The following is a 17,067-nucleotide window of genomic DNA, read 5'->3' on the forward strand; positions in this document are numbered from 1 at the left end:
GTCCGCGGCGCGGACCGGGCTTCACCGTTGGACGTCGGGTGGGCTCGGGTCGGTCAGCCCTTGCCGGCGTGGCTGGCGAGCTGGTCGAGGCCGTTGATGATGCCGCCGGCCAGGTCGCCGCCGCCGAACGCCGCCACCATCGACAGCGCGGCGAGCCGGGCGTAGGTGTCGGGGATGCGCTTGCGGGCGTGCCGGCCGGTGACGATCTCCAGCTGCCGCTGGTTGGGCGACACCGCGATCAGGACCGACCGGTCGGGCTCGGCGAGCTGGCGGTGCAGCCGCTCCGCGTGCTCCCGGATCGGCTCGTCGAGGCCGCCGACGAAGACCGAGAAGACCAGGCCGGTGCCCTGGTCCGCCAGGCGCAGGGCCTCGTCGATGCGCAGCAGCTGGCGGGTCGAGAACGGCCCGTCCAGCACCTCGGGCGGATTCCCCGTCCCGGCCTGCTTCTCACCAACGGTCACTTGCGCCTCCGGTTCCACCGGCCGGCGCCTCGATGCCGGCCTGCTCCTGCTTGCGGCTGGTCAGCGCCGGCGCCTGCGCGCCCGCTGCCAGGGCGGTGCCGGCCGAGTCGGCCAGCTGCTCCGGCCGGCCCAGGAACCAGACCGGAGTGAAGTCGAAGGACCGGCCCGGCCGGTAGCGCTTGGCGCCGCCACCGCCGCCGCCACGGCTACCGGCGTACGCCAGACCGGCGATCACCAGCACCGCGGCCGCCGGGATGCCGACGAAGACCAGCAACGTCTCGGTTACAGACAATCCCAACGCCCCCAGGCGGAAGAAGAGACCTCAAGGATCCGGGTCGGGTGGACGATCATGGCGCCGACCTCCCGACACCGCTGCCATTCACGTTAGCGGAGCCCACGGCCCGCCAGATTGCGGGGTGGCGATCCCATCCGCCACTGGAGTGCTCCAGTTGCGCAGCCGTGGCGATCAACCTCGCGTCGTCGCCGTACCGGCCGGTCAGCAGGACCCCCACGGGCAGCCCCTCGGCGGTGACGCCCACCGGCAGGGACACGGACGGATCACCCGTGACGTTGAACACGGCGCAGTACGGCGAGAACCGGCGCTGCCGGTCGAAGTCCTCGGCCGGGTCGCCCCCCTCGGCGAACCAGCCCAGCGGCGCCTGCGGCGCGGCGAGGGTCGGGCAGAGCAGCAGGTCGCAGCCGGCGGTGCGGCGCACCCCGAGGCGTACCTGCGCCTGGAGTTCGCCGAGCGTGGCGGTGAGGGTGCCGGCGGAGATCTCCGCGCCCCGGGCCCGCAGGTGGCGGGTCAGCGGCAGCAGCGCGCTCTCCCGCCCGCGCGGCACGGGCGCGAGCGCCAGCACGTACCAGACGATCTCGAACAGCGGCCACACGGCGGGACCGAGGGGCGCGGGGACGTCGACCACCTCGTGGCCGGCGGCGGTGAGCAGCGCCGCCGCCCGGTCCACGGCGGCGAGGCAGTCGGGGTGCACCGGCTCGTCGGCGAGCATCGGGGCGGTGAACCGCCCGACGCGCAGCCGCCCCGGGTCGGCCGCGCGGGCCGCGCCGAGCCAGCCGCCCGGGGGCGGGGCGGGCGCCAGGTAGGGCTCGCCGGGCATCGGCCGGGCCAGCACGTCGAGCAGCGCCGCCACGTCGGCGACCGTACGCCCGATCGGGCCGTTGGTGGGCAGGCCGAAGGCGCCGGAGCCGACCGGTCCCCCGGAGACCAGCCCTCGGCTCGGCTTGTAGCCGACCAGGCCGCACAGCGACGCCGGGATGCGCAGCGAGCCGCCGCCGTCGGAGCCCTGGGCGACCGGCACCAGCCCGGCCGCGACGGCCGCCGCCGCCCCTCCGCTGGAGCCGCCGGCGGTGTACGCCAGGTCCCACGGGTTACGGGCCGGCGGCGCGACCAGCCCCTCCGAGTAGAGCGAACAGCCCAGCTCGGAGGTGGTGGTCTTGCCCAGGCTCACCAGCCCCGCCGCCGCCATGAACCGGACCACGTCGGCGTCCACGGGCGGCACGAAGTCGGCGAACGCCGCCGAGCCGAAGGTGGTGCGCACCCCGGCGGTGAGGGTCAGGTCCTTGATCGCGGTCGGTACGCCGTGCAACGGGCCGCGCTCGTCGGCGGGGACGGCGTCGGCGGCGCGGGCCGCCGCGCGGGCCCGCTCGCCGGTGACCGTGACGAACGCGCCGACGGTGTCGCCGAGCGCGTCGACCCGGGTCAGGTGGTGCTCGACCAGTTCGACGCTGGACAGCTCGCCGCCGGCGATCGCGGCGGCCTGCTCCAGCGCGGTCAGGTCGTGCGGCTCGGCCATCCCCTCATCCTGCCCGCCCGGCCGCCACTGTGCCGTACGACACGGCCGGCCGCCGGTGCGACGAGCGCCATATCCCCCCGGACATGACCACATCGGGATGACCGGCCCCCGGCACCCGGCACGCAGGATGGACCCGATCGATGGCGATCACAGTCCACCCGGTGGTCCCCCCGCAACGCCGCCACCGACCCCCACCCCCGCAGGGAGCGTCGCCGTGCAACCTCTACCCGCTCTGCACCCGGTCCCCCGCCGCCGCTGGTCCTCGCGCGCCACCCGTCCGCTGCTGGCCCTCGCCCTGGTCGGCGCGAGCCTGGCCGCCGCACCCGCCGCACCCGCCAGCGCCCGGGACCTGCCTACGGCCGCGCCACTCGCCGCCAACCCCTACGAGCGCGGCCCCGCGCCCACCGTGGCCAGCATCGAGGCCACCCGGGGCCCGTTCGCCACCGCACAGACCACTGTGGGCGCCAGCAGCGTCAGCGGCTTCGGCGGCGGGACGATCTACTACCCGACGAGCACCGCCGAGGGCACCTTCGGCGCGGTCGCCATCTCCCCCGGCTTCACCGCGCGCCAGACGTCGGTCGCGTGGCTCGGCCCCCGCCTGGCCTCGCAGGGCTTCGTCGTCATCACCATCGACACCCGGTCCGTGTACGACCAGCCGGCCAGCCGCGGCACCCAGTTGCTGGCCGCCCTGGACTACCTGACCAACACCAGCACCGTCCGCACCCGGATCGACCGGAACCGGCTCGCCGTGATGGGTCACTCGATGGGCGGCGGAGGCAGCCTGTCGGCGGCCAACACCCGGCCCGCGTTGCAGGCGGCGATCCCGCTGACCGGCTGGCACACCCAGAAGAGCTGGTCCACGGTGCGCGTACCGACCCTGGTCATCGGGGCAGAGAACGACACAGTGGCCCCGGTCTCGTCGCACTCGGAGCCGTTCTACACCAGCCTGCCGGCCACTCTGGACAAGGCGTACCTGGAGCTGAACGCGGCGAGCCACTCCGCGCCCACGTCGTCGAACGTGACGGTGGCGAAGTACAGCATCTCCTGGCTCAAGCGGTTCGTGGACGACGACACCCGCTACGAGCAGTTCCTCTGCCCGGCCCCGCGGGGCTCGGCGATCGAGGAGTACCGGGACACCTGCCCGCACTCCTGAACCCCATGCTCCGGAGCCGTCGCGCGCACTGGGGGCCGCGACGGCTCCGGATTCCACCCGCCGGGCGGCGCGGGGCCCCTCGGGGACCGCGCCGCCCGGGCGCGGCTCAGGGGCGGGTGCCGAGGAAGCGCAGCGCGTTGCCGCCGAGCAGCAGGTCGCGCTGCTCGCCGGTGAGGAAGTCCGCCTCGCGCACCACCCGGCCGACCGGCCGCTCCCCCAGCGGGTACGGGTAGTCGCTGCCGACGAGCACCCGCTCGGCGCCCATCGTGTCGACCAGCAGCCGCAGCGCGGGCGCGGAGAAGACCACCGAGTCGACGCAGAACCGGTCGACGTACGAGCTGGGCGGGGCGGTGGAGGCGCCGCGTACCAGGTCGCCCCGGCGGTGCCAGGCGTTGTCGGCGCGGCCCAGCCAGAACGGGAAGCTGCCGCCGCCGTGCGCGAAGCAGATCCGCAGCGTGTCGGGCACCCGGTCGAAGACGCCGCCGAGGATCAGCGCCAGCACCGACAGGTGCGTCTCGGCGGGCATCCCGGCGAGCCAGCGGGCCATCCACCGGTCCAGCCGGGGGCCGCCCGGCATGTCCCACGGGTGCACGAAGACCGGCGCGCCCACCTCGGCGCAGTGCGTCAGGAACTCCACGATCCCGGCGTCGTCCAGGTCGCGGTCGCCGACGTGGTTGCCGATCTCCACCCCGGCGTGCCCGGCCGCGAGGCAGCGGTCCAACTCGGCGCAGGCCGCCTCCGGATCCTGCAACGGCACCTGGCAGAACGGCACCAGCCGGTCGCCACCGGCGGCGGTGACCTCCAGGGTGCGGTCGTTGAAGATCCGGGCCACCTTCACCGCCTGGTCGGCGGGCCGGTCGTAGCTGAAGAAGACCGGCGTGGGCGACACGACCTGCACGTCCACGCCGTCGGCGTCCATGTCGCCGAGGCGGGTCGGGGCGTCCCAGCACTCCGCCCCGACCGGGCGGAACTCCGTCTCCCCCACCATGATCATGGCCGCCCGCTCGGAGTCGACCCGCAGCCAGGGCCAGCCGGACCCGCCGCACGCCGCGCCGAGGTCCGGCCACCCCTTCGGTACGACGTGCGTGTGCACGTCGACCACCGGGGGCCGCGCCGGCCCGGACCCGGCAGGCATCAGCCCTTGCCCGGGTGCAGCGCGCCGCAGTTCCCGCAGGTGCGGGCGGCCTCGTCGGCGTAGAACGCCTGGAACACCGGGGGCAGGTCGGCGGCGATGTCGCGGACCTGCAACTCCACCTCGTGCACCTTGTGCCCGCACTCGGCGCAGTACCACTGGAACTTCTCCAGCGTGCCCTCCTCGCGGACCCGCTCCACGACCACGCCGATCGAGCCGGCCTCGGGCCGCTGCGGCGAGTGCGGGGTGTTGCGCGGCAGCATCCACATCTGACCCTCGCGCACGTGCACCGTACGCGGCCCCTCCGGGGTCACCAGGTTGACGTGCATGTTGCCCTTGACCTGGTAGAAGAACTCCTCGTACGGGTCTACGTGGAAGTCGGTGCGCTGGTTGGGCCCGCCCACCACCATCACGATGAAGTCGTCCCCGCCCGGGAACATCTCCTTGTTGCCGACCGGCGGCTTGAGCAGGTGCTGGTTCTCCGCGATCCAACCGGGGAAGCTGAATGGCTCCGCGATCTCACTCACGACTGACCTCCTGACGGAAGAAGGGCCACTGCCTGGATCTCGATGAGCAGGTGCGGGTGGGGTAGTTGGTGCACGGCGACGGTGGTGCGGGTGGGGCCGGTGGCGTCGAAGTACTCGGCCCAGACCTGGTTGTAGCCGCCGAAGTCGTTCATGTTGACGAGGTAGGTGGTGACCTGGACGAGGTCGCTCAGGTCGGCGCCGACCGTCTTCAGCAGATCGGCGATGTTGTCGATGACGGCCCTGGTCTGCGCGCGGATGTCCAGGTTCGTGGTGCCCAGCTCGTCGACCTGCACCCCGGCGAAGGTGTTGTCGGGGCGGCGGCTGGAGGTGCCGGAGACGAAGACGAACCCGCCGGCGACCTTCACGTGCGGGAACGCGCCTCGGGGTACGGCCTTGCCGGCGACGACGTGCGCCTGTGCGCCCGTGCCGTTGCCTGCTGGCGTGCCCTGGTTCGCGGTCGTGCCCTGGTTCGCGGTCATGTGGTGGCTCGCAGGGAGGTGGTGCCGAGGTGTTCGACGACGGCGCGGACGTGGGCGCCGGGTTTGAGGGGCACGGCGGCGGTGGCGGCGCCGGCGAGGAACACCCAGCCTTCGCGTAGGCGTACGCCGTGGCGGCCGGCGAGGCGGATGCCTTCGTCGAGGGCGCGGCGGGGGTCGCCGAGGATCGCGGCGGTGGAGCCGACCTGCGCGACCCGTCCGTCGATCTCCAGCAGCACACCCAGGTTGTCGAGGCCGTCCGGGACCGGGGACCAGGGGCCGATGGTGAAGGCGGCGGCGGAGGTGTTGTCGGCGATCACATCCGGCAGGGAGAACGTGAAGTTGGCGTAGCGGGAGTCGATCACCTCGATGGCCGGGGCGACGGCGCGTACGGCGTCGGTGAAGTCCCCGACCGGCTCGCCCGGTTCGGGCAGCCGGTCGAGCAGGAACGCCACTTCGGGTTCGACGCGGGGGTGGATGAACCTGGTGGGGTCGAGGGTGCCGCCGTCGGGGATGCGCATGGTGTCGGTGAGGCGGCCCCAGATGACCTCGTCCACGCCGACCTGCGCCATCTTCGCCTTGCTGGTCAGGCCCATCTTCAACCCGATCAGCCGCTCGCCGCGGTCGAGGCGACGCTGGATCAACGCGGTCTGCACCGCGTACGCGGCATCCACGTCGAGCCCCGTCTCCGCAGCAAGCTGCGGGATGGCGGTGGCGGTGTCCGCAGCCGCACCGAGGCGCTCGGCGATACCGGCGGTGTCCGGCCCGATCATGATGTCTCCTTGCCGGCGAGGTCCAGTGCCACGTCCACGATCATGTCTTCCTGCCCGCCGACCATGCGGCGGCGGCCCAACTCGACCAGGATCGAGCGCACGTCGACCCCGTACTTGTCCGAGGCCCGTTCGGCGTGCCGCAGGAAGCTCGAATACACCCCGGCGTAGCCGAGGGAGAGGGTTTCCCGGTCGACCTGCACGGGCCGGTCCTGCAGCGGACGCACGATGTCGTCGGCGGCGTCCATCAGCGCGAACACGTCACAACCGTGCTCCCACCCGTGTAACTCCGCGACGGCGACGAACACCTCCAACGGCGCGTTACCCGCCCCCGCACCCTGCCCCGCCAGGGACGCGTCGACGCGGACCGTGCGCCCATGGCTCGCCTGAGCGTTTGCGGCGGCGTCGCCGAGGATGCGCCCGTGCTCCACGGCGACGACGCTGTTGGCGACGCCGAGGGACAGGTTGTGGTGGGCGTGGATACCGATCTGCGTGTCCGCCGCCAACACCTGCCGGTACGCGTCCACGCGCTGCGCCACGTCGGACATGAGCAGTCGGCCGCCGGAGTCGGTGACGTAGACGCAGTGCGCCCCGTACGACTCCATCAACTTCGCCTGCTTGGCGAGGCCGGCCGGGTTGTTCATGTGCGACATCATCAGGAACCCGGACACGTCCATGCCGTTCTCCCGCGCCCACGCGATGTGCTGCGCCGAAATATCGGCCTCCGTGCAGTGCGTCGCGATCCGCACACTCGTCACCCCGAGCGCCTTCGCCGCCTTCAAATCCGCGATGGTGCCGATCCCCGGCAGCAGCAGCGTGGTCAGCTTCGCGTTCGTCATCACCTCGGCCGCCGCCGAAATCCAGTCGGCGTCACTGGCCGCACCATGGCCGTAGTTCACACTCGACCCCGCGAGACCGTCGCCGTGGGCGACCTCGATCGCCGCCACCCCGGCGGCATCGAGCGCGGCGGCGATGGTGCGGACCTGCTCGACCGTGTAGCGGTGGGCCACGGCGTGCATGCCGTCGCGCAACGTCACGTCCTGGATGTACAGATCAGTCACGACAGCACCCCCGAAGCAGCCTCGGAACGCACCGCCACCAGCCGCTCCGCCGTGCGCAGCGCCGCCGACGTCATGATGTCCAGGTTCCCCGCGTACGCCGGCAGATAATGGCCCGCGCCGGAAACCTCCAAGAACACCGACACCTGCAACCCGCGCAGACGCCGACCCAACGACGGCACATACGCATCCACCCGGTCGAACTGCACGTCCTGCTTCAGGCGGTAGCCCGGCACGTACTCCTGCACCGCCGCCACCATCTGTCCCACCGATGCGGCGATCGCCGCCCGATCCGCGTCGGCGTCCTCACACAGGCAGTACACCGTGTCGCGCATCAACAACGGCGGATCCGCCGGATTCAACACGATGATCGCCTTACCACGCTGCGCGCCACCAACCACCTCGATCGCCCGCGCCGTCGTCTCCGTGAACTCGTCAATGTTCGCCCGCGTCCCCGGCCCCGCCGAGCGCGACGCGATCGACGCCACGATCTCCCCATACGCCACCGGCGTCACCCGACCGACGGCCGCGACGATCGGCACCGTCGCCTGCCCACCACACGTCACCATGTTCACGTTGCGCTCGCCCAGGTGCTCGTCCAGGTTCACCGGCGGCACCACGTACGGACCAATCGCCGCCGGCGTCAGATCCACCACCAGCCGACCGTGCGCCGCCAGCACCGCGTCGTTACGCCGGTGCGCGCCCGCCGACGTGGCATCGAACACCAACTCCACATCCGCGAACTCCGGCATCGCCACAAGGCCGTCGACACCCTCAGCGGTCGTCGCCACACCCAACCGCCGGGCCCGCGCCAACCCGTCGGAATCGGGGTCGATGCCCACCATCGCCACCATCCGCAGCGACTCCGACAACCGCAGCACCTTGATCATCAAATCGGTGCCGATGTTGCCCGACCCGATCACCGCCACGCCGGTGGTCACGACGCCTCCTTGGAGAAGCACGTGCGGACAGAGCCCAGCCCCGAGATGCGCGCCTCGTACGCCGCGCCGGGCGTCACCGGCACCATCGGACCGAGCGCCCCGGACAGCACCACATCCCCCGCACGCAACGGATCACCGGAACGTGCGAGGGTCTGCGCCAACCACTGCACCGCGTGCAACGGATTGCCGAGACAGGCGGCGCCCGCGCCGACCGACACCGGCTCACCGGCCTGCTCGAGGACCATCCCGCACAGCCGCAGGTCCACGTCGGCGAGCCGGCGCGGCGTGGTGCCGAGCACGAACAGGCCGCTGGAGGCGTTGTCCGCCACCGTGTCCACGATCGAGATGTCCCACCCCGCCACCCGCGAATCCACGATCTCGATCGCCGGCAACAGGTGATCGACCGCCCGGATCACGTCCGCGCCGGTGATCCGCTCGTCCGGCAGATCCGCACCCAGCACGAACGCGACCTCCGCCTCCACCCGCGGTTGGAGCAGCCGGCCCATCGCAACCTCGGCCCCGTCGGGCACCGCCATGTCATCGGTCAGCACCCCGAAGTCGGGCTGGAAGACACCGAAGCTCTCCTGCACCGCCCGAGACGTCAACCCGACCTTCGCACCGACCCGCCGGTGGCCGCGCTGCAACCACTGCCGCACCTGAAGCTGCTGCACCAGGTACGCCGACGTGACATCGCCCTCCGGCAGCAGCCGCCCGCGCAGCGGCGCACACGGCTTGCCGTTCTCCCGCGCGTCGACCAGTTCCTGCGCCGCCGCCTCGTAATCAACGCTCATGTCGGCTCCCCACTCCGCTCGCCGCCGCCAGCGGGCTCCACGGCACTGCGCCTGATTGGCTGCGCGCTCATGTCAGGTCCACGCAGACGTTGGTCAGCTCGGAATAGAAGTCGAGGGAGTGCACGCCACCCTCACGCCCGATCCCCGACGCCTTCACCCCACCGAACGGCGTCCGCAGATCCCGCAGGAACCACGTGTTCACCCACACGATCCCCGCGTCCAACCCCATACCGGCCCGGTGCGCCCGACCCACATCCCGGGTCCACACCGCCGCCGCCAGCCCGTACTCCGTGCCGTTCGCCAACGCGAACGCCTCATCCTCGTCGTCGAACGGCGCCACATGCACCACCGGGCCGAAGATTTCCTCGCGATTGGTCCGCGCATCCGCACCCAACCCCGTCAACACCGTCGGCTGCACATACGCGCCACCGTCACGGGCGTCGCCGAAGGCCGGCACCCCACCCCCGGTCAGCACCTGCGCACCCTCGCGCCGGGCCAGGTCGTAGTAGCCGAGCACCTTGTCCCGGTGCTGGTGCGAGATCAACGGCATGTTCACCGTCGCCTCGTCCGCCGGCCACCCGAACGACAGCCCGGCAGCCCGCTGCGCCAACCGCGCCGTGAACTCCTCGAACACCGGCCGCTGCACATAGACCCGCTCCGTACACAGACACACCTGACCGCCGTTGGTGAAGCTGGACCGCACCGAGCCGGCCACCGCCGCGTCCAGATCCGCGTCCGCGAAGACCAGACCGGCGTTCTTGCCACCCAACTCGAACGACACCGGCCGCACCCCATCGGCAGCCGCCCGCATGATGGCGCTCCCGGTCGACGACTCACCCGTGAACGTGATCGCGTCGACGCCCGGATGCCGGGTCAGGAACTCGCCGGCCGAATCCGGACCGAAGCCGTGCACCAGGTTGAACACACCCTCCGGCACCCCCGCGGCGGCCATCACCTCCGCCAACAACGTCGCCGACGCCGGCGTCTCCTCACTCGGCTTCACGATCACGGCATTACCGCAGGCCAGCGCCGGAGCCACCTTCCAGGTGAGCAGCAGCAGCGGCAGGTTCCACGGCACGATCACCGCCACCACACCCACCGGCTTACGCACCGCATAGTTCAACGCCCGGCCGCCGGTCGGGGTGACCGTCGTGAACGACTCCGTCGGCGCGGTCGCCACGATCTCCGCGAAGGCGCGGAAGTTCGCCGCACCACGCGGAATGTCCAACGTGCGCGCCTGCGAAATCGACTTGCCGGTATCCGCGACCTCGGCGGTCACCAGATCGTCGAAACGACGCTCCAACTCGACGGCGACCCGACGCAACACCTCCGCCCGCTCCCGCTCCCCCATCCGACCCCACGGCCCCCGCAACGCCGCCCGCGCCGCGACGACAGCGTCGTCCACACACGCCCGATCCGCCTCGGCCACCTCGAAGACCGGCTCACCGGTGACCGGACTGCGCTTCGTGAACCGCCGCCCCACATCGACGAACTCGCCACCGACGAAATTGCGCAGGAGCGGCGGGCCGTCGGGCGCCGTCCCGGCCATCAGCCGCGGATCCCAGGTCACGGTCATCGACGCCTCCCTCGGCTGATCGTGAGGCCGACCGCGCCGGCCAGCAGCGCCACGGCCCCGGCGGCCACCGCCCCGAGCAGGCGGTGCTGCCGGCGGACCCGGCGACGCACCTCCGCGTACGGGGTGGTCGAGAAGGACACCAGCTCGTAGCGGGAGACGTACCGGCCCGGCAGCACCCGCTCCAGCGCGTGCTCGACCTTCCGGCCGGCCTGGAACAGCGGCGAGGCGACCTTGTCCCGCATCTCCACGAAGTTCGCCAGCGCCATCTGCGCGATGGCCTCGGCGTTGGCCTGTCGCCGCTGCTGGAACAGCGGCAGCGCCTCGGACCAGTCGTCGGCGCACTCGTCCAGGCAGCGGTCCAGCTCGACGACGTCCTCGAAGGCGCAGTTCGCGCCCTGGCCGTAGAACGGGACGATGGCGTGCGCCGCGTCGCCGAGCAGGCCGACCTTCCCGTACGCCTGCCAGGGGGTGCAGCGGACAGTGCCGAGCACGCCCACGGGGTTGTGCTGGTAGTCGTCGACGAGGCCCGGGGCGAGCGGCGGCAGGTCCGGGTAGTGCTCGGCGAAGTGCCGCTCGATGGCCGCCGGGCTGCCCAGCGAGGCGAAGCTGGCGGTGCCGTGGGTGGGCCAGAAGAGCGTGCAGGTGAACGAGCGGTCCGGGTTCGGCAGCGCGATCATCATCGAGGTGCCGCGCGGCCAGATGTGCAGCGCCTCCGGGTCGAGGGCGAAGTCCCCGCCCAGCGGCGGGATCGTCAGCTCCTTGTAGCCGTAGTCGAGGAAGTCCACGCTCTCGGTCAGCAGCCCGTACGCCAGCAGCTGCCCGCGCACCGCGGAGCCGGCGCCGTCGGCGCCGAGGACGACCGACGCGGTGGCCGCGACCGTGCCCTGCGGGGTCTCGAAGGTCATCTCGCCGCTGGTCGGGTCGAGCCCGACGAGCCGGTGGTCGAAGGCGACCCGCACCCCGGGCAGGCTGGTGGCCGCGTCGAGCAGGGCGTTGTTCAGCGCACCCCGGCTGATCGAGTTGATCGCCCGGTCGCCGGCGGCGCTGTACGACTGGAACTGCGCCTCGCCGTCGACGGGGTGGATCATCCGGCCGCGCATCGGCAGCCCGTCCGCCAGCACCTGCTCGTCGAGGCCGATCCGGCGCAGCGCGTCCAGGCCCCGCTCGGAGAGCGCCAGGTTGATGGAGCGTCCCCGCTCCACCGTGCCGGTGCGCGGGTCGGGCCGCCGCTCGTAGAGCGCCACCGGGTAGCCGCGCCGGGCCAGGAAGCAGGCCAGCAGGCAGCCGGCGAGGCCCGCGCCGACGACCGCGATCTCGTTGCGTTCCTCGATCATGAGTGCACCTCCACCGTGGCGGCCAGCGCGTCGGCGACCCGCCAGCAGTCGTGGAACGTGGAATAGAGCGGCACCGGGGCGAACCGGATGATGTCCGGCTCCCGGGCGTCGGCGATCACGCCGTGCTCGTGCCGCAGCCGCTTGGCCAGCCCGGCCGCGCTGCCCGCGTCGATGCGCACCGAGAGCTGGCAGCCGCGCCGCTCCGGCTCGCGCGGGGTGACCACGGTCAGCGGACGGTTCGCGGTCACCTCGTCCAGCAACTGAGCCAGGTAGCCGGTGAGCCGTAGGCTGCGCTCGCGCAGCGCGGGCATCCCGACGGAGTCGAAGAGCTCCAGCGAGGTACGCACCGGGCCCATCGCGAAGATCGGCGGGTTGGAGATCTGCCACGCCTCGACGGTGGCCGGCGGCCGGGAGACCGGGGTCATCTCGAACCGGGTGGCCGCCTCGGTGCTCCACCAGCCCTCGAAGCGGGGCAGGTCGGGGTCGCCGAGGTGCCGCTCGTGCACGAAGACGCCGGCCAGCGCGCCGGGGCCGGAGTTCAGGTACTTGTAGGAGCACCAGGCGGCGAAGTCGACGTCCCAGTCGTGCAGGGCGAGCGGGACGTTGCCGGCGGCGTGCGCCAGGTCCCAGCCGACCACGGCCCCCGCCGCGCGGCCGGCGGCGGTGATGGCCGGGATGTCCATCAGCTCGCCGGTGAGGTAGTTGACCCCGCCGAGCAGCACCAGCGCCACCGTGTCGCCCTCGGCGGCCAGGTAGGCGGTCACGTCCTCGGTGCGCAGGGTGTCCTCGCCGGCGCGCGGGCGCAGCCTGACGACCGTGGTGTCCGGGTCGAGGCCGTGGAAGCGGGCCTGGCTGCGCACGGCGTAGCTGTCCGAGGGGAAGGTGCTGTCCTCGATGACGATCCGCGTGCGCGCCCCGGCCGGCCGGTAGAAGCTGACCATCAGCAGGTGCAGGTTGACCGTCAGGGAGTTCATCACCACGACCTCCGCCGGGGCGGCGCCGACCAGTCGCGCGGCCGGCGCCGTCAGCAGCTCGTGGTACGGCAGCCAGGGCCGCTCGCCCTCCAGGTGTCCCTCGACGCCGAGGCGGCTCCACGCGTCCAGGTCGGCGGTGAGCTCGTCGCGGGTGGCCCGGGGTTGCAGGCCGAGGGAGTTGCCGGCCAGGTAGGCGGCCTCGGGGTACCGGCCGCCGTCGGCCGGCGGTACGTGGAACAGGTGGCGGTGCCCGGGATCGGCGGCGTCGAGGCGGCGCGCCTCGGCCTCACCGGCGGCGAAACCGGACGGATCGGATGCGGGGGTGGTCATGGGGTCGTCTCGCTCTCGGGTCACATCGCTGTCCGGGCCGACCACAGCTCGGGGAAGACCACCCGGGCCATGCTCCGCTGCAACCACGCCAGTCCGGCGGAGCCGCCGCTGCCCACCTTGGCGCCCATTGTGCGCTGCACCGCCTTGACGTGGTGCTGCCGCCAGTCGCCGAACTGCTCGGCCACCTCGGTCAGCGCCTCGCCCAGCATCCGCAGGTGGTTCTCCGGCCCGGGCTCGGCGTAGATCCGCACCCAGGCGGCCTCCACGGCGGCGTGCGGCTGGTGCTCGGCGTTGACGTCCCGGTCGAGCAGGTCGGCCGGCAGGTCGTGGCCGTGGCGGGCCAGCAGGGCGACCACGTCGTCCCAGAGGCTCGGCGCCGCCAGGGTGGCGCGCAGCTCGGCGTGGACGTCGGTCTGCCGCCGGAACGGCCGGATCAGCGTCTCGTCGCGGAGGCCGAGCAGGAACTCCAGGTGGCGGTACATCGCCGACTGGAAGCCGGAGCCCTCGCCCAGCAGGTTGCGGAACCGGTTGAAGTCGGCCGGGGTCATCCAGCGCAGCCCGTTCCAGGCGGCGTTCAGCCCCTCCAGGTGCAGCGCGGCGCGGCGCAGCGGGGCCAGCGCGTCCCACACCCGGTCGGCCCGCAACAGCCGCTGCGTCTCGCGCAGCTCGTGGCAGGTCAGCTTGAAGTACAGCTCCATGATCTGGCTGACCATCAGGAAGGACATCTCGCCGGGGTCGTCGCTCAGCGGCTGCTGCAACTGGTGCAGCGTGCTGGCGTGCACGTACGCGTCGTACGGCACCCGCTCGGCGAACTCCAGCGTCGGTTCGCCGCCGTTGCGGGCGGCGCGGGCCGCGCGCTGCCGCGGGGTCACCGGGCGCACCGCCGCCTTGGCGGGTACGCGCACGTCCGTCTGCTCCACCCGTGGCCTCCCTCTGCTCCGTCACCCGGGACGGCCGACGGTCGGCCGTTTTCGGGATGTCGACATGATCTCTCGGCGGAACCCCCGGATGGAATGCCGGATCAACGGCGCTCACCCCGTCTGACCTGCGACGCAGAAGGCATGAGCCGGATTCGGCTTCGAGAAAGTAAGGTCGCCTCATGGACGACATGGACTGGGCGCTGCTGAAGGAACTGCAGGCCGACGCACGTCTCTCCTTCAGCGAACTCTCCCGACGGGTGCACCTGTCGCCGCCGGCCGTCGCCGAGCGGGTGCGCCGGCTGGAGGAGTCCGGGGTGATCACCGGCTACCACGCCCACGTCGACCTGACCCGGGCCGGCCGCACCGTGGTCGCGTTGATCCGGATGTCCTGTTACGGGGCGCGGTGCATCCTGCACGACCCCGACGTGGCGGGCTGGCCCGAGATCCTGGAGATCCACCGGATCACCGGCGACGCGTGCAGCATGCTCAAGGTGGCCGCCGGGTCGATCGGCGACTTCGAGGGCGTCATCGACCGGCTCGCCCCGTACGGCCAGCCGTCCAGCACGATGGTGCTCTCCACCCCGCTGGAATGGCAGCCCGTCACCCCGCTGCCCCCCGCCGACCGGCAGCGCTGACCCGCCCCGGGTTTGCCCCCCGGCCAGCGGGAAAGCAGGCCCCTGTTGCCCGGGGAGGATTCCGGTGATCGTCACCGGAAGGGGGGATCATGCCGGTGCTCACAGCGTTCCAACGTGCCCTGACCCGCGCTCTGACCGTCTTGGGGCTGGTCGGGGCCTTCGTCCTGACGACTCTCGCACCCGCCTGGGCGGGTGAGAACACATTCGTCGAGGTGGTGCCCAACAGCGCGCAGGCCGGCACCCGGGTCAGCATCCGGGCCGGTTGCGACAACGCCAACAACCGCCAGGCCGACGTGCACTCCGACGCCTTCGGGCGGGTGATGCTGCGGCCGGACAACGGCTTCCTGACCGGCCAGGTGACCATCCCGGGCAGCAAGGAGCCCGGCGACTACCCGGTGGACCTGCGGTGCGACAACGGCAAGACCGCGACCACCACGCTCACGGTGCTGAACATGGAGCAGCCGAGCAAGGGCCCGGCCACCGGGGGTGGCGGCACCGCCGGCGCCTCGGGCACCGGCTCGATGCTGATGATCGGTGGCCTCGCGGTCGTGGCCCTGGCCGTGGGCTTCGGCTTCTTCGGCAACCGCCGCCGGACCGGGTCCGGTTCCTGACCCGCCGTCGCCATGGCCGGCTCCCTGAGGCGTACCAGGCGATCGGATCCGGGCCGGGTCCGGGCGACCACCCGGCGGGCGCTGCGGGCGTCCCGCCGGGCGGCGGCCGCGACCGCCCGCCGGCTGCGCCGGGTGGCCGGGGAGGCGGTGTCGGCGAGCGTCGCCACGACCGACCCGGCCGCCGGTCCGCTGCCCGCCCGGCCCCGGTACCGCCGGATCCCGGCCGGCCGCCGGCTGGCCCCGGGGCGGGGGCCGGGCCTGCCGGTGCTGGTGATCGGGACGTTGATGGCGCTGATCGTCACGATGCTCGGCGTGGAGCGGATCGCCGGCGTGAGCGTGCTGCCGGAGCGGTTCCTCGCGGGGCTGCGGCCCGCGCCGAAGGAGTTCCCGGTGCTGCCCGCCAGCCGGCCCGTCGGCATCGCCATCGGCCCGATCGACGTCCGGGCGCCCGTGCACGGCGTCGGCATCGCCCCGGACGGCAGCATCGCGGTGCCGGACGCCGCCCGCGCCCAGGAGGCCGGCTGGTACGACCAGGGCCCGACCCCCGGGCAGTACGGCCCGGCGGTGATCGTCGGGCACGTCGACACGACCAGCGGGCCGGCGGTCTTCCACAGGCTGCGGGACCTGAACGACGGCGACCGGATCGAGGTCGCCCGGCAGGACCGCTCGGTGGCCGTCTTCGAGGTGGACTCCGTCGAGCGCTTCGACAAGGACCGGCTGCCTGTCGACGAGGTCTTCGGCGACTTCGACCGCCCCCGGCTGCGCCTGATCACCTGCGGCGGGCGCTGGGTGGGCGGGCAGACCGGGTACGCCGACAACGTGGTGGTCTTCGCGTCCCTGGTCCGGGCGCGCACGACGTGACCTGCCCGCCCGCGCGCCGCGTGCGGGCGACGGGTCAGGCGGCCTCGGGCTCCCGGCTCAGGCGGCCTTCGGGCTCGCGCAGGTCGAGCCAGTCGGACCAGCGGGGGTCCGGCGCCCGGTGGCCGAGCACCCGCCAGGCGGTGCCCTTCGGGGCCGCCGGCAGCGCGTGCAGCCGCCAGCCCAGCTCGGCCGGCGTCTTGTCGCCCTTGGTGTGGTTGCACCGGGCGCAGGCCGCGACGACGTTCTCCCAGGCGTGCCGGCCGCCCCGGCTGCGCGGGAAGACGTGGTCGATGGTCTCGGCGGGGCCCCGGCAGTAGGCGCACCGCCAGCCGTCCCGGGCGAAGATGGCGCGGCGGGAGAGCCCGACGTGGGTGCGGTAGGGCACGCGTACGAAGCGGGTGAGGCGGACGACCGACGGCACCGGCAGCGCGTCGCGGGCGCTGTGCAGGATGCCGTCGCCGTCGGCGACGCAGACCGCCTTGGCGGAGAGCACGAGAATGGCGGCGCGGCGCACCGACACGACGCACAGCGGCTCGTAGGTGGCGTTGAGGACCAGCGCACCGGAGCCCACCGTGGGTCGTATGTCAGGCATCGCGTTCACCCTCCCGGTTCAGCGGCCCCCCTGCTCGCCACCGCCGACCGGAAACGGGCGCAGTCGCCCACCACGGCCGACGCCGGCCGGATCACCGACGTCCGTGCGCCCATC

19 protein-coding genes are annotated in these 17,067 nt (G+C 72.8%); 4 read left to right on the forward strand and 15 right to left on the reverse strand.

All coding sequences use genetic code 11. The annotated features are described in order from the left end of the window. Nucleotides 1–53 precede the first annotated feature (53 nt). The 3 genes from ACN27A_RS14370 to ACN27A_RS14380 form a co-directional block, all read right to left on the reverse strand. A complete protein-coding gene (locus tag ACN27A_RS14370) occupies nucleotides 54–461 on the reverse strand; it encodes a DUF5130 family protein (RefSeq protein WP_132239293.1) in 408 nt (135 codons plus the stop codon). Continuing rightward, nucleotides 448–735 (reverse strand): hypothetical protein, encoded by a 288-nt coding sequence (locus ACN27A_RS14375; protein WP_132239469.1) that lies wholly within the window; start codon nucleotides 733–735, stop codon nucleotides 448–450. Before ACN27A_RS14375 ends, ACN27A_RS14370 begins: the two co-directional genes overlap by 14 nt. Before the next feature lie 73 nt (nucleotides 736–808). Next, nucleotides 809–2,272, reverse strand: a complete 1,464-nt coding sequence (locus ACN27A_RS14380) for an amidase (protein WP_421453479.1) — start codon at nucleotides 2,270–2,272, stop codon at nucleotides 809–811. A 214-nt stretch (nucleotides 2,273–2,486) separates the two neighbouring features. Here ACN27A_RS14380 and ACN27A_RS14385 point away from each other — a divergent pair, with 214 nt between their 5' ends. Further along, nucleotides 2,487–3,425, forward strand: coding sequence for an alpha/beta hydrolase (locus ACN27A_RS14385; protein WP_421453481.1), 939 nt, complete (start codon nucleotides 2,487–2,489; stop codon nucleotides 3,423–3,425). Nucleotides 3,426–3,531: 106 nt separating this feature from the next. Here the strand turns inward: ACN27A_RS14385 and ACN27A_RS14390 are convergent, their stop codons facing one another. The 11 genes from ACN27A_RS14390 to ACN27A_RS14440 all read right to left on the reverse strand — a co-directional run bounded on the left by ACN27A_RS14390 (nucleotide 3,532) and on the right by ACN27A_RS14440 (nucleotide 14,254). Further along, complete coding sequence (locus ACN27A_RS14390; RefSeq protein WP_421453484.1) at nucleotides 3,532–4,560, reverse strand: amidohydrolase family protein; 1,029 nt, start codon at nucleotides 4,558–4,560, stop codon at nucleotides 3,532–3,534. After that, nucleotides 4,560–5,084, reverse strand: a complete 525-nt coding sequence (locus tag ACN27A_RS14395; RefSeq protein WP_421453486.1) for a 3-hydroxyanthranilate 3,4-dioxygenase — start codon at nucleotides 5,082–5,084, stop codon at nucleotides 4,560–4,562. The genes ACN27A_RS14390 and ACN27A_RS14395 overlap by 1 nt, the downstream gene beginning before the upstream one ends. After that, complete coding sequence (locus ACN27A_RS14400) at nucleotides 5,081–5,563, reverse strand: RidA family protein (RefSeq protein WP_421453488.1); 483 nt, start codon at nucleotides 5,561–5,563, stop codon at nucleotides 5,081–5,083. Before ACN27A_RS14400 ends, ACN27A_RS14395 begins: the two co-directional genes overlap by 4 nt. Next, entirely contained in the window at nucleotides 5,560–6,333 is a 774-nt protein-coding gene (locus ACN27A_RS14405; RefSeq protein WP_421453490.1) for a 2-keto-4-pentenoate hydratase, read from the reverse strand. Before ACN27A_RS14405 ends, ACN27A_RS14400 begins: the two co-directional genes overlap by 4 nt. Then, a complete protein-coding gene (dmpG, locus tag ACN27A_RS14410; protein WP_421453493.1) occupies nucleotides 6,330–7,391 on the reverse strand; it encodes a 4-hydroxy-2-oxovalerate aldolase in 1,062 nt (353 codons plus the stop codon). Before dmpG ends, ACN27A_RS14405 begins: the two co-directional genes overlap by 4 nt. Next, the gene (locus ACN27A_RS14415) at nucleotides 7,388–8,329 is read right to left on the reverse strand and encodes an acetaldehyde dehydrogenase (acetylating) (protein ID WP_421453495.1); all 942 of its coding nucleotides are present in this window, start codon (nucleotides 8,327–8,329) and stop codon (nucleotides 7,388–7,390) included. Before ACN27A_RS14415 ends, dmpG begins: the two co-directional genes overlap by 4 nt. After that, the gene (locus tag ACN27A_RS14420) at nucleotides 8,326–9,120 is read right to left on the reverse strand and encodes a 2-keto-4-pentenoate hydratase (RefSeq protein ID WP_421453498.1); all 795 of its coding nucleotides are present in this window, start codon (nucleotides 9,118–9,120) and stop codon (nucleotides 8,326–8,328) included. Before ACN27A_RS14420 ends, ACN27A_RS14415 begins: the two co-directional genes overlap by 4 nt. A 67-nt stretch (nucleotides 9,121–9,187) precedes the next feature. Further along, nucleotides 9,188–10,669, reverse strand: a complete 1,482-nt coding sequence (locus ACN27A_RS14425) for a 2-hydroxymuconic semialdehyde dehydrogenase (RefSeq protein WP_421458467.1) — start codon at nucleotides 10,667–10,669, stop codon at nucleotides 9,188–9,190. A gap of 23 nt (nucleotides 10,670–10,692) precedes the next feature. Next, nucleotides 10,693–12,030 (reverse strand): FAD-dependent oxidoreductase, encoded by a 1,338-nt coding sequence (locus tag ACN27A_RS14430; RefSeq protein WP_421453501.1) that lies wholly within the window; start codon nucleotides 12,028–12,030, stop codon nucleotides 10,693–10,695. Further along, nucleotides 12,027–13,334 (reverse strand): kynureninase, encoded by a 1,308-nt coding sequence (kynU, locus tag ACN27A_RS14435; protein WP_421453504.1) that lies wholly within the window; start codon nucleotides 13,332–13,334, stop codon nucleotides 12,027–12,029. The genes ACN27A_RS14430 and kynU overlap by 4 nt, the downstream gene beginning before the upstream one ends. A 20-nt stretch (nucleotides 13,335–13,354) precedes the next feature. Further along, nucleotides 13,355–14,254 (reverse strand): tryptophan 2,3-dioxygenase, encoded by a 900-nt coding sequence (locus ACN27A_RS14440; protein WP_357578352.1) that lies wholly within the window; start codon nucleotides 14,252–14,254, stop codon nucleotides 13,355–13,357. Between the two features lie 179 nt (nucleotides 14,255–14,433). Between ACN27A_RS14440 and ACN27A_RS14445 the strand changes: the two genes are divergently transcribed. The 3 genes from ACN27A_RS14445 to ACN27A_RS14455 all read left to right on the forward strand — a co-directional run bounded on the left by ACN27A_RS14445 (nucleotide 14,434) and on the right by ACN27A_RS14455 (nucleotide 16,361). Further along, a complete protein-coding gene (locus ACN27A_RS14445) occupies nucleotides 14,434–14,889 on the forward strand; it encodes an Lrp/AsnC family transcriptional regulator (RefSeq protein WP_132239317.1) in 456 nt (151 codons plus the stop codon). 89 nt (nucleotides 14,890–14,978) lie between these two features. Next, nucleotides 14,979–15,500 (forward strand): hypothetical protein, encoded by a 522-nt coding sequence (locus ACN27A_RS14450; RefSeq protein WP_132239319.1) that lies wholly within the window; start codon nucleotides 14,979–14,981, stop codon nucleotides 15,498–15,500. 12 nt (nucleotides 15,501–15,512) lie between these two features. Beyond that, nucleotides 15,513–16,361, forward strand: coding sequence for a class F sortase (locus tag ACN27A_RS14455; RefSeq protein WP_421453506.1), 849 nt, complete (start codon nucleotides 15,513–15,515; stop codon nucleotides 16,359–16,361). 34 nt (nucleotides 16,362–16,395) lie between these two features. Here ACN27A_RS14455 and ACN27A_RS14460 read toward each other — a convergent pair whose 3' ends face one another. Further along, a complete protein-coding gene (locus ACN27A_RS14460) occupies nucleotides 16,396–16,953 on the reverse strand; it encodes an HNH endonuclease (RefSeq protein WP_132239323.1) in 558 nt (185 codons plus the stop codon). Between the last annotated feature and the right edge of the window lie 114 nt (nucleotides 16,954–17,067).

It is taken from the genome of Micromonospora sp. WMMD737 (assembly GCF_049179055.1).
Lineage (GTDB): Bacteria > Actinomycetota > Actinomycetes > Mycobacteriales > Micromonosporaceae > Micromonospora > Micromonospora reichwaldensis.

Coding starts and splice junctions, on each gene's coding strand:
- ACN27A_RS14380 (WP_421453479.1), bottom strand. CDS start 2,272: ATGGCCGAGCCGCACGACCTGACCGCGCTGGAGCAGGCCGCCGCGATC.
- ACN27A_RS14390 (WP_421453484.1), bottom strand. CDS start 4,560: ATGCCTGCCGGGTCCGGGCCGGCGCGGCCCCCGGTGGTCGACGTGCAC.
- ACN27A_RS14400 (WP_421453488.1), bottom strand. CDS start 5,563: ATGACCGCGAACCAGGGCACGACCGCGAACCAGGGCACGCCAGCAGGC.
- ACN27A_RS14405 (WP_421453490.1), bottom strand. CDS start 6,333: ATGATCGGGCCGGACACCGCCGGTATCGCCGAGCGCCTCGGTGCGGCT.
- ACN27A_RS14420 (WP_421453498.1), bottom strand. CDS start 9,120: ATGAGCGTTGATTACGAGGCGGCGGCGCAGGAACTGGTCGACGCGCGG.
- ACN27A_RS14425 (WP_421458467.1), bottom strand. CDS start 10,669: ATGGCCGGGACGGCGCCCGACGGCCCGCCGCTCCTGCGCAATTTCGTC.
- ACN27A_RS14430 (WP_421453501.1), bottom strand. CDS start 12,030: ATGATCGAGGAACGCAACGAGATCGCGGTCGTCGGCGCGGGCCTCGCC.
- kynU (WP_421453504.1), bottom strand. CDS start 13,334: ATGACCACCCCCGCATCCGATCCGTCCGGTTTCGCCGCCGGTGAGGCC.
- ACN27A_RS14445 (WP_132239317.1), top strand. CDS start 14,434: ATGGACGACATGGACTGGGCGCTGCTGAAGGAACTGCAGGCCGACGCA.
- ACN27A_RS14450 (WP_132239319.1), top strand. CDS start 14,979: ATGCCGGTGCTCACAGCGTTCCAACGTGCCCTGACCCGCGCTCTGACC.
- ACN27A_RS14455 (WP_421453506.1), top strand. CDS start 15,513: ATGGCCGGCTCCCTGAGGCGTACCAGGCGATCGGATCCGGGCCGGGTC.
- ACN27A_RS14460 (WP_132239323.1), bottom strand. CDS start 16,953: ATGCCTGACATACGACCCACGGTGGGCTCCGGTGCGCTGGTCCTCAAC.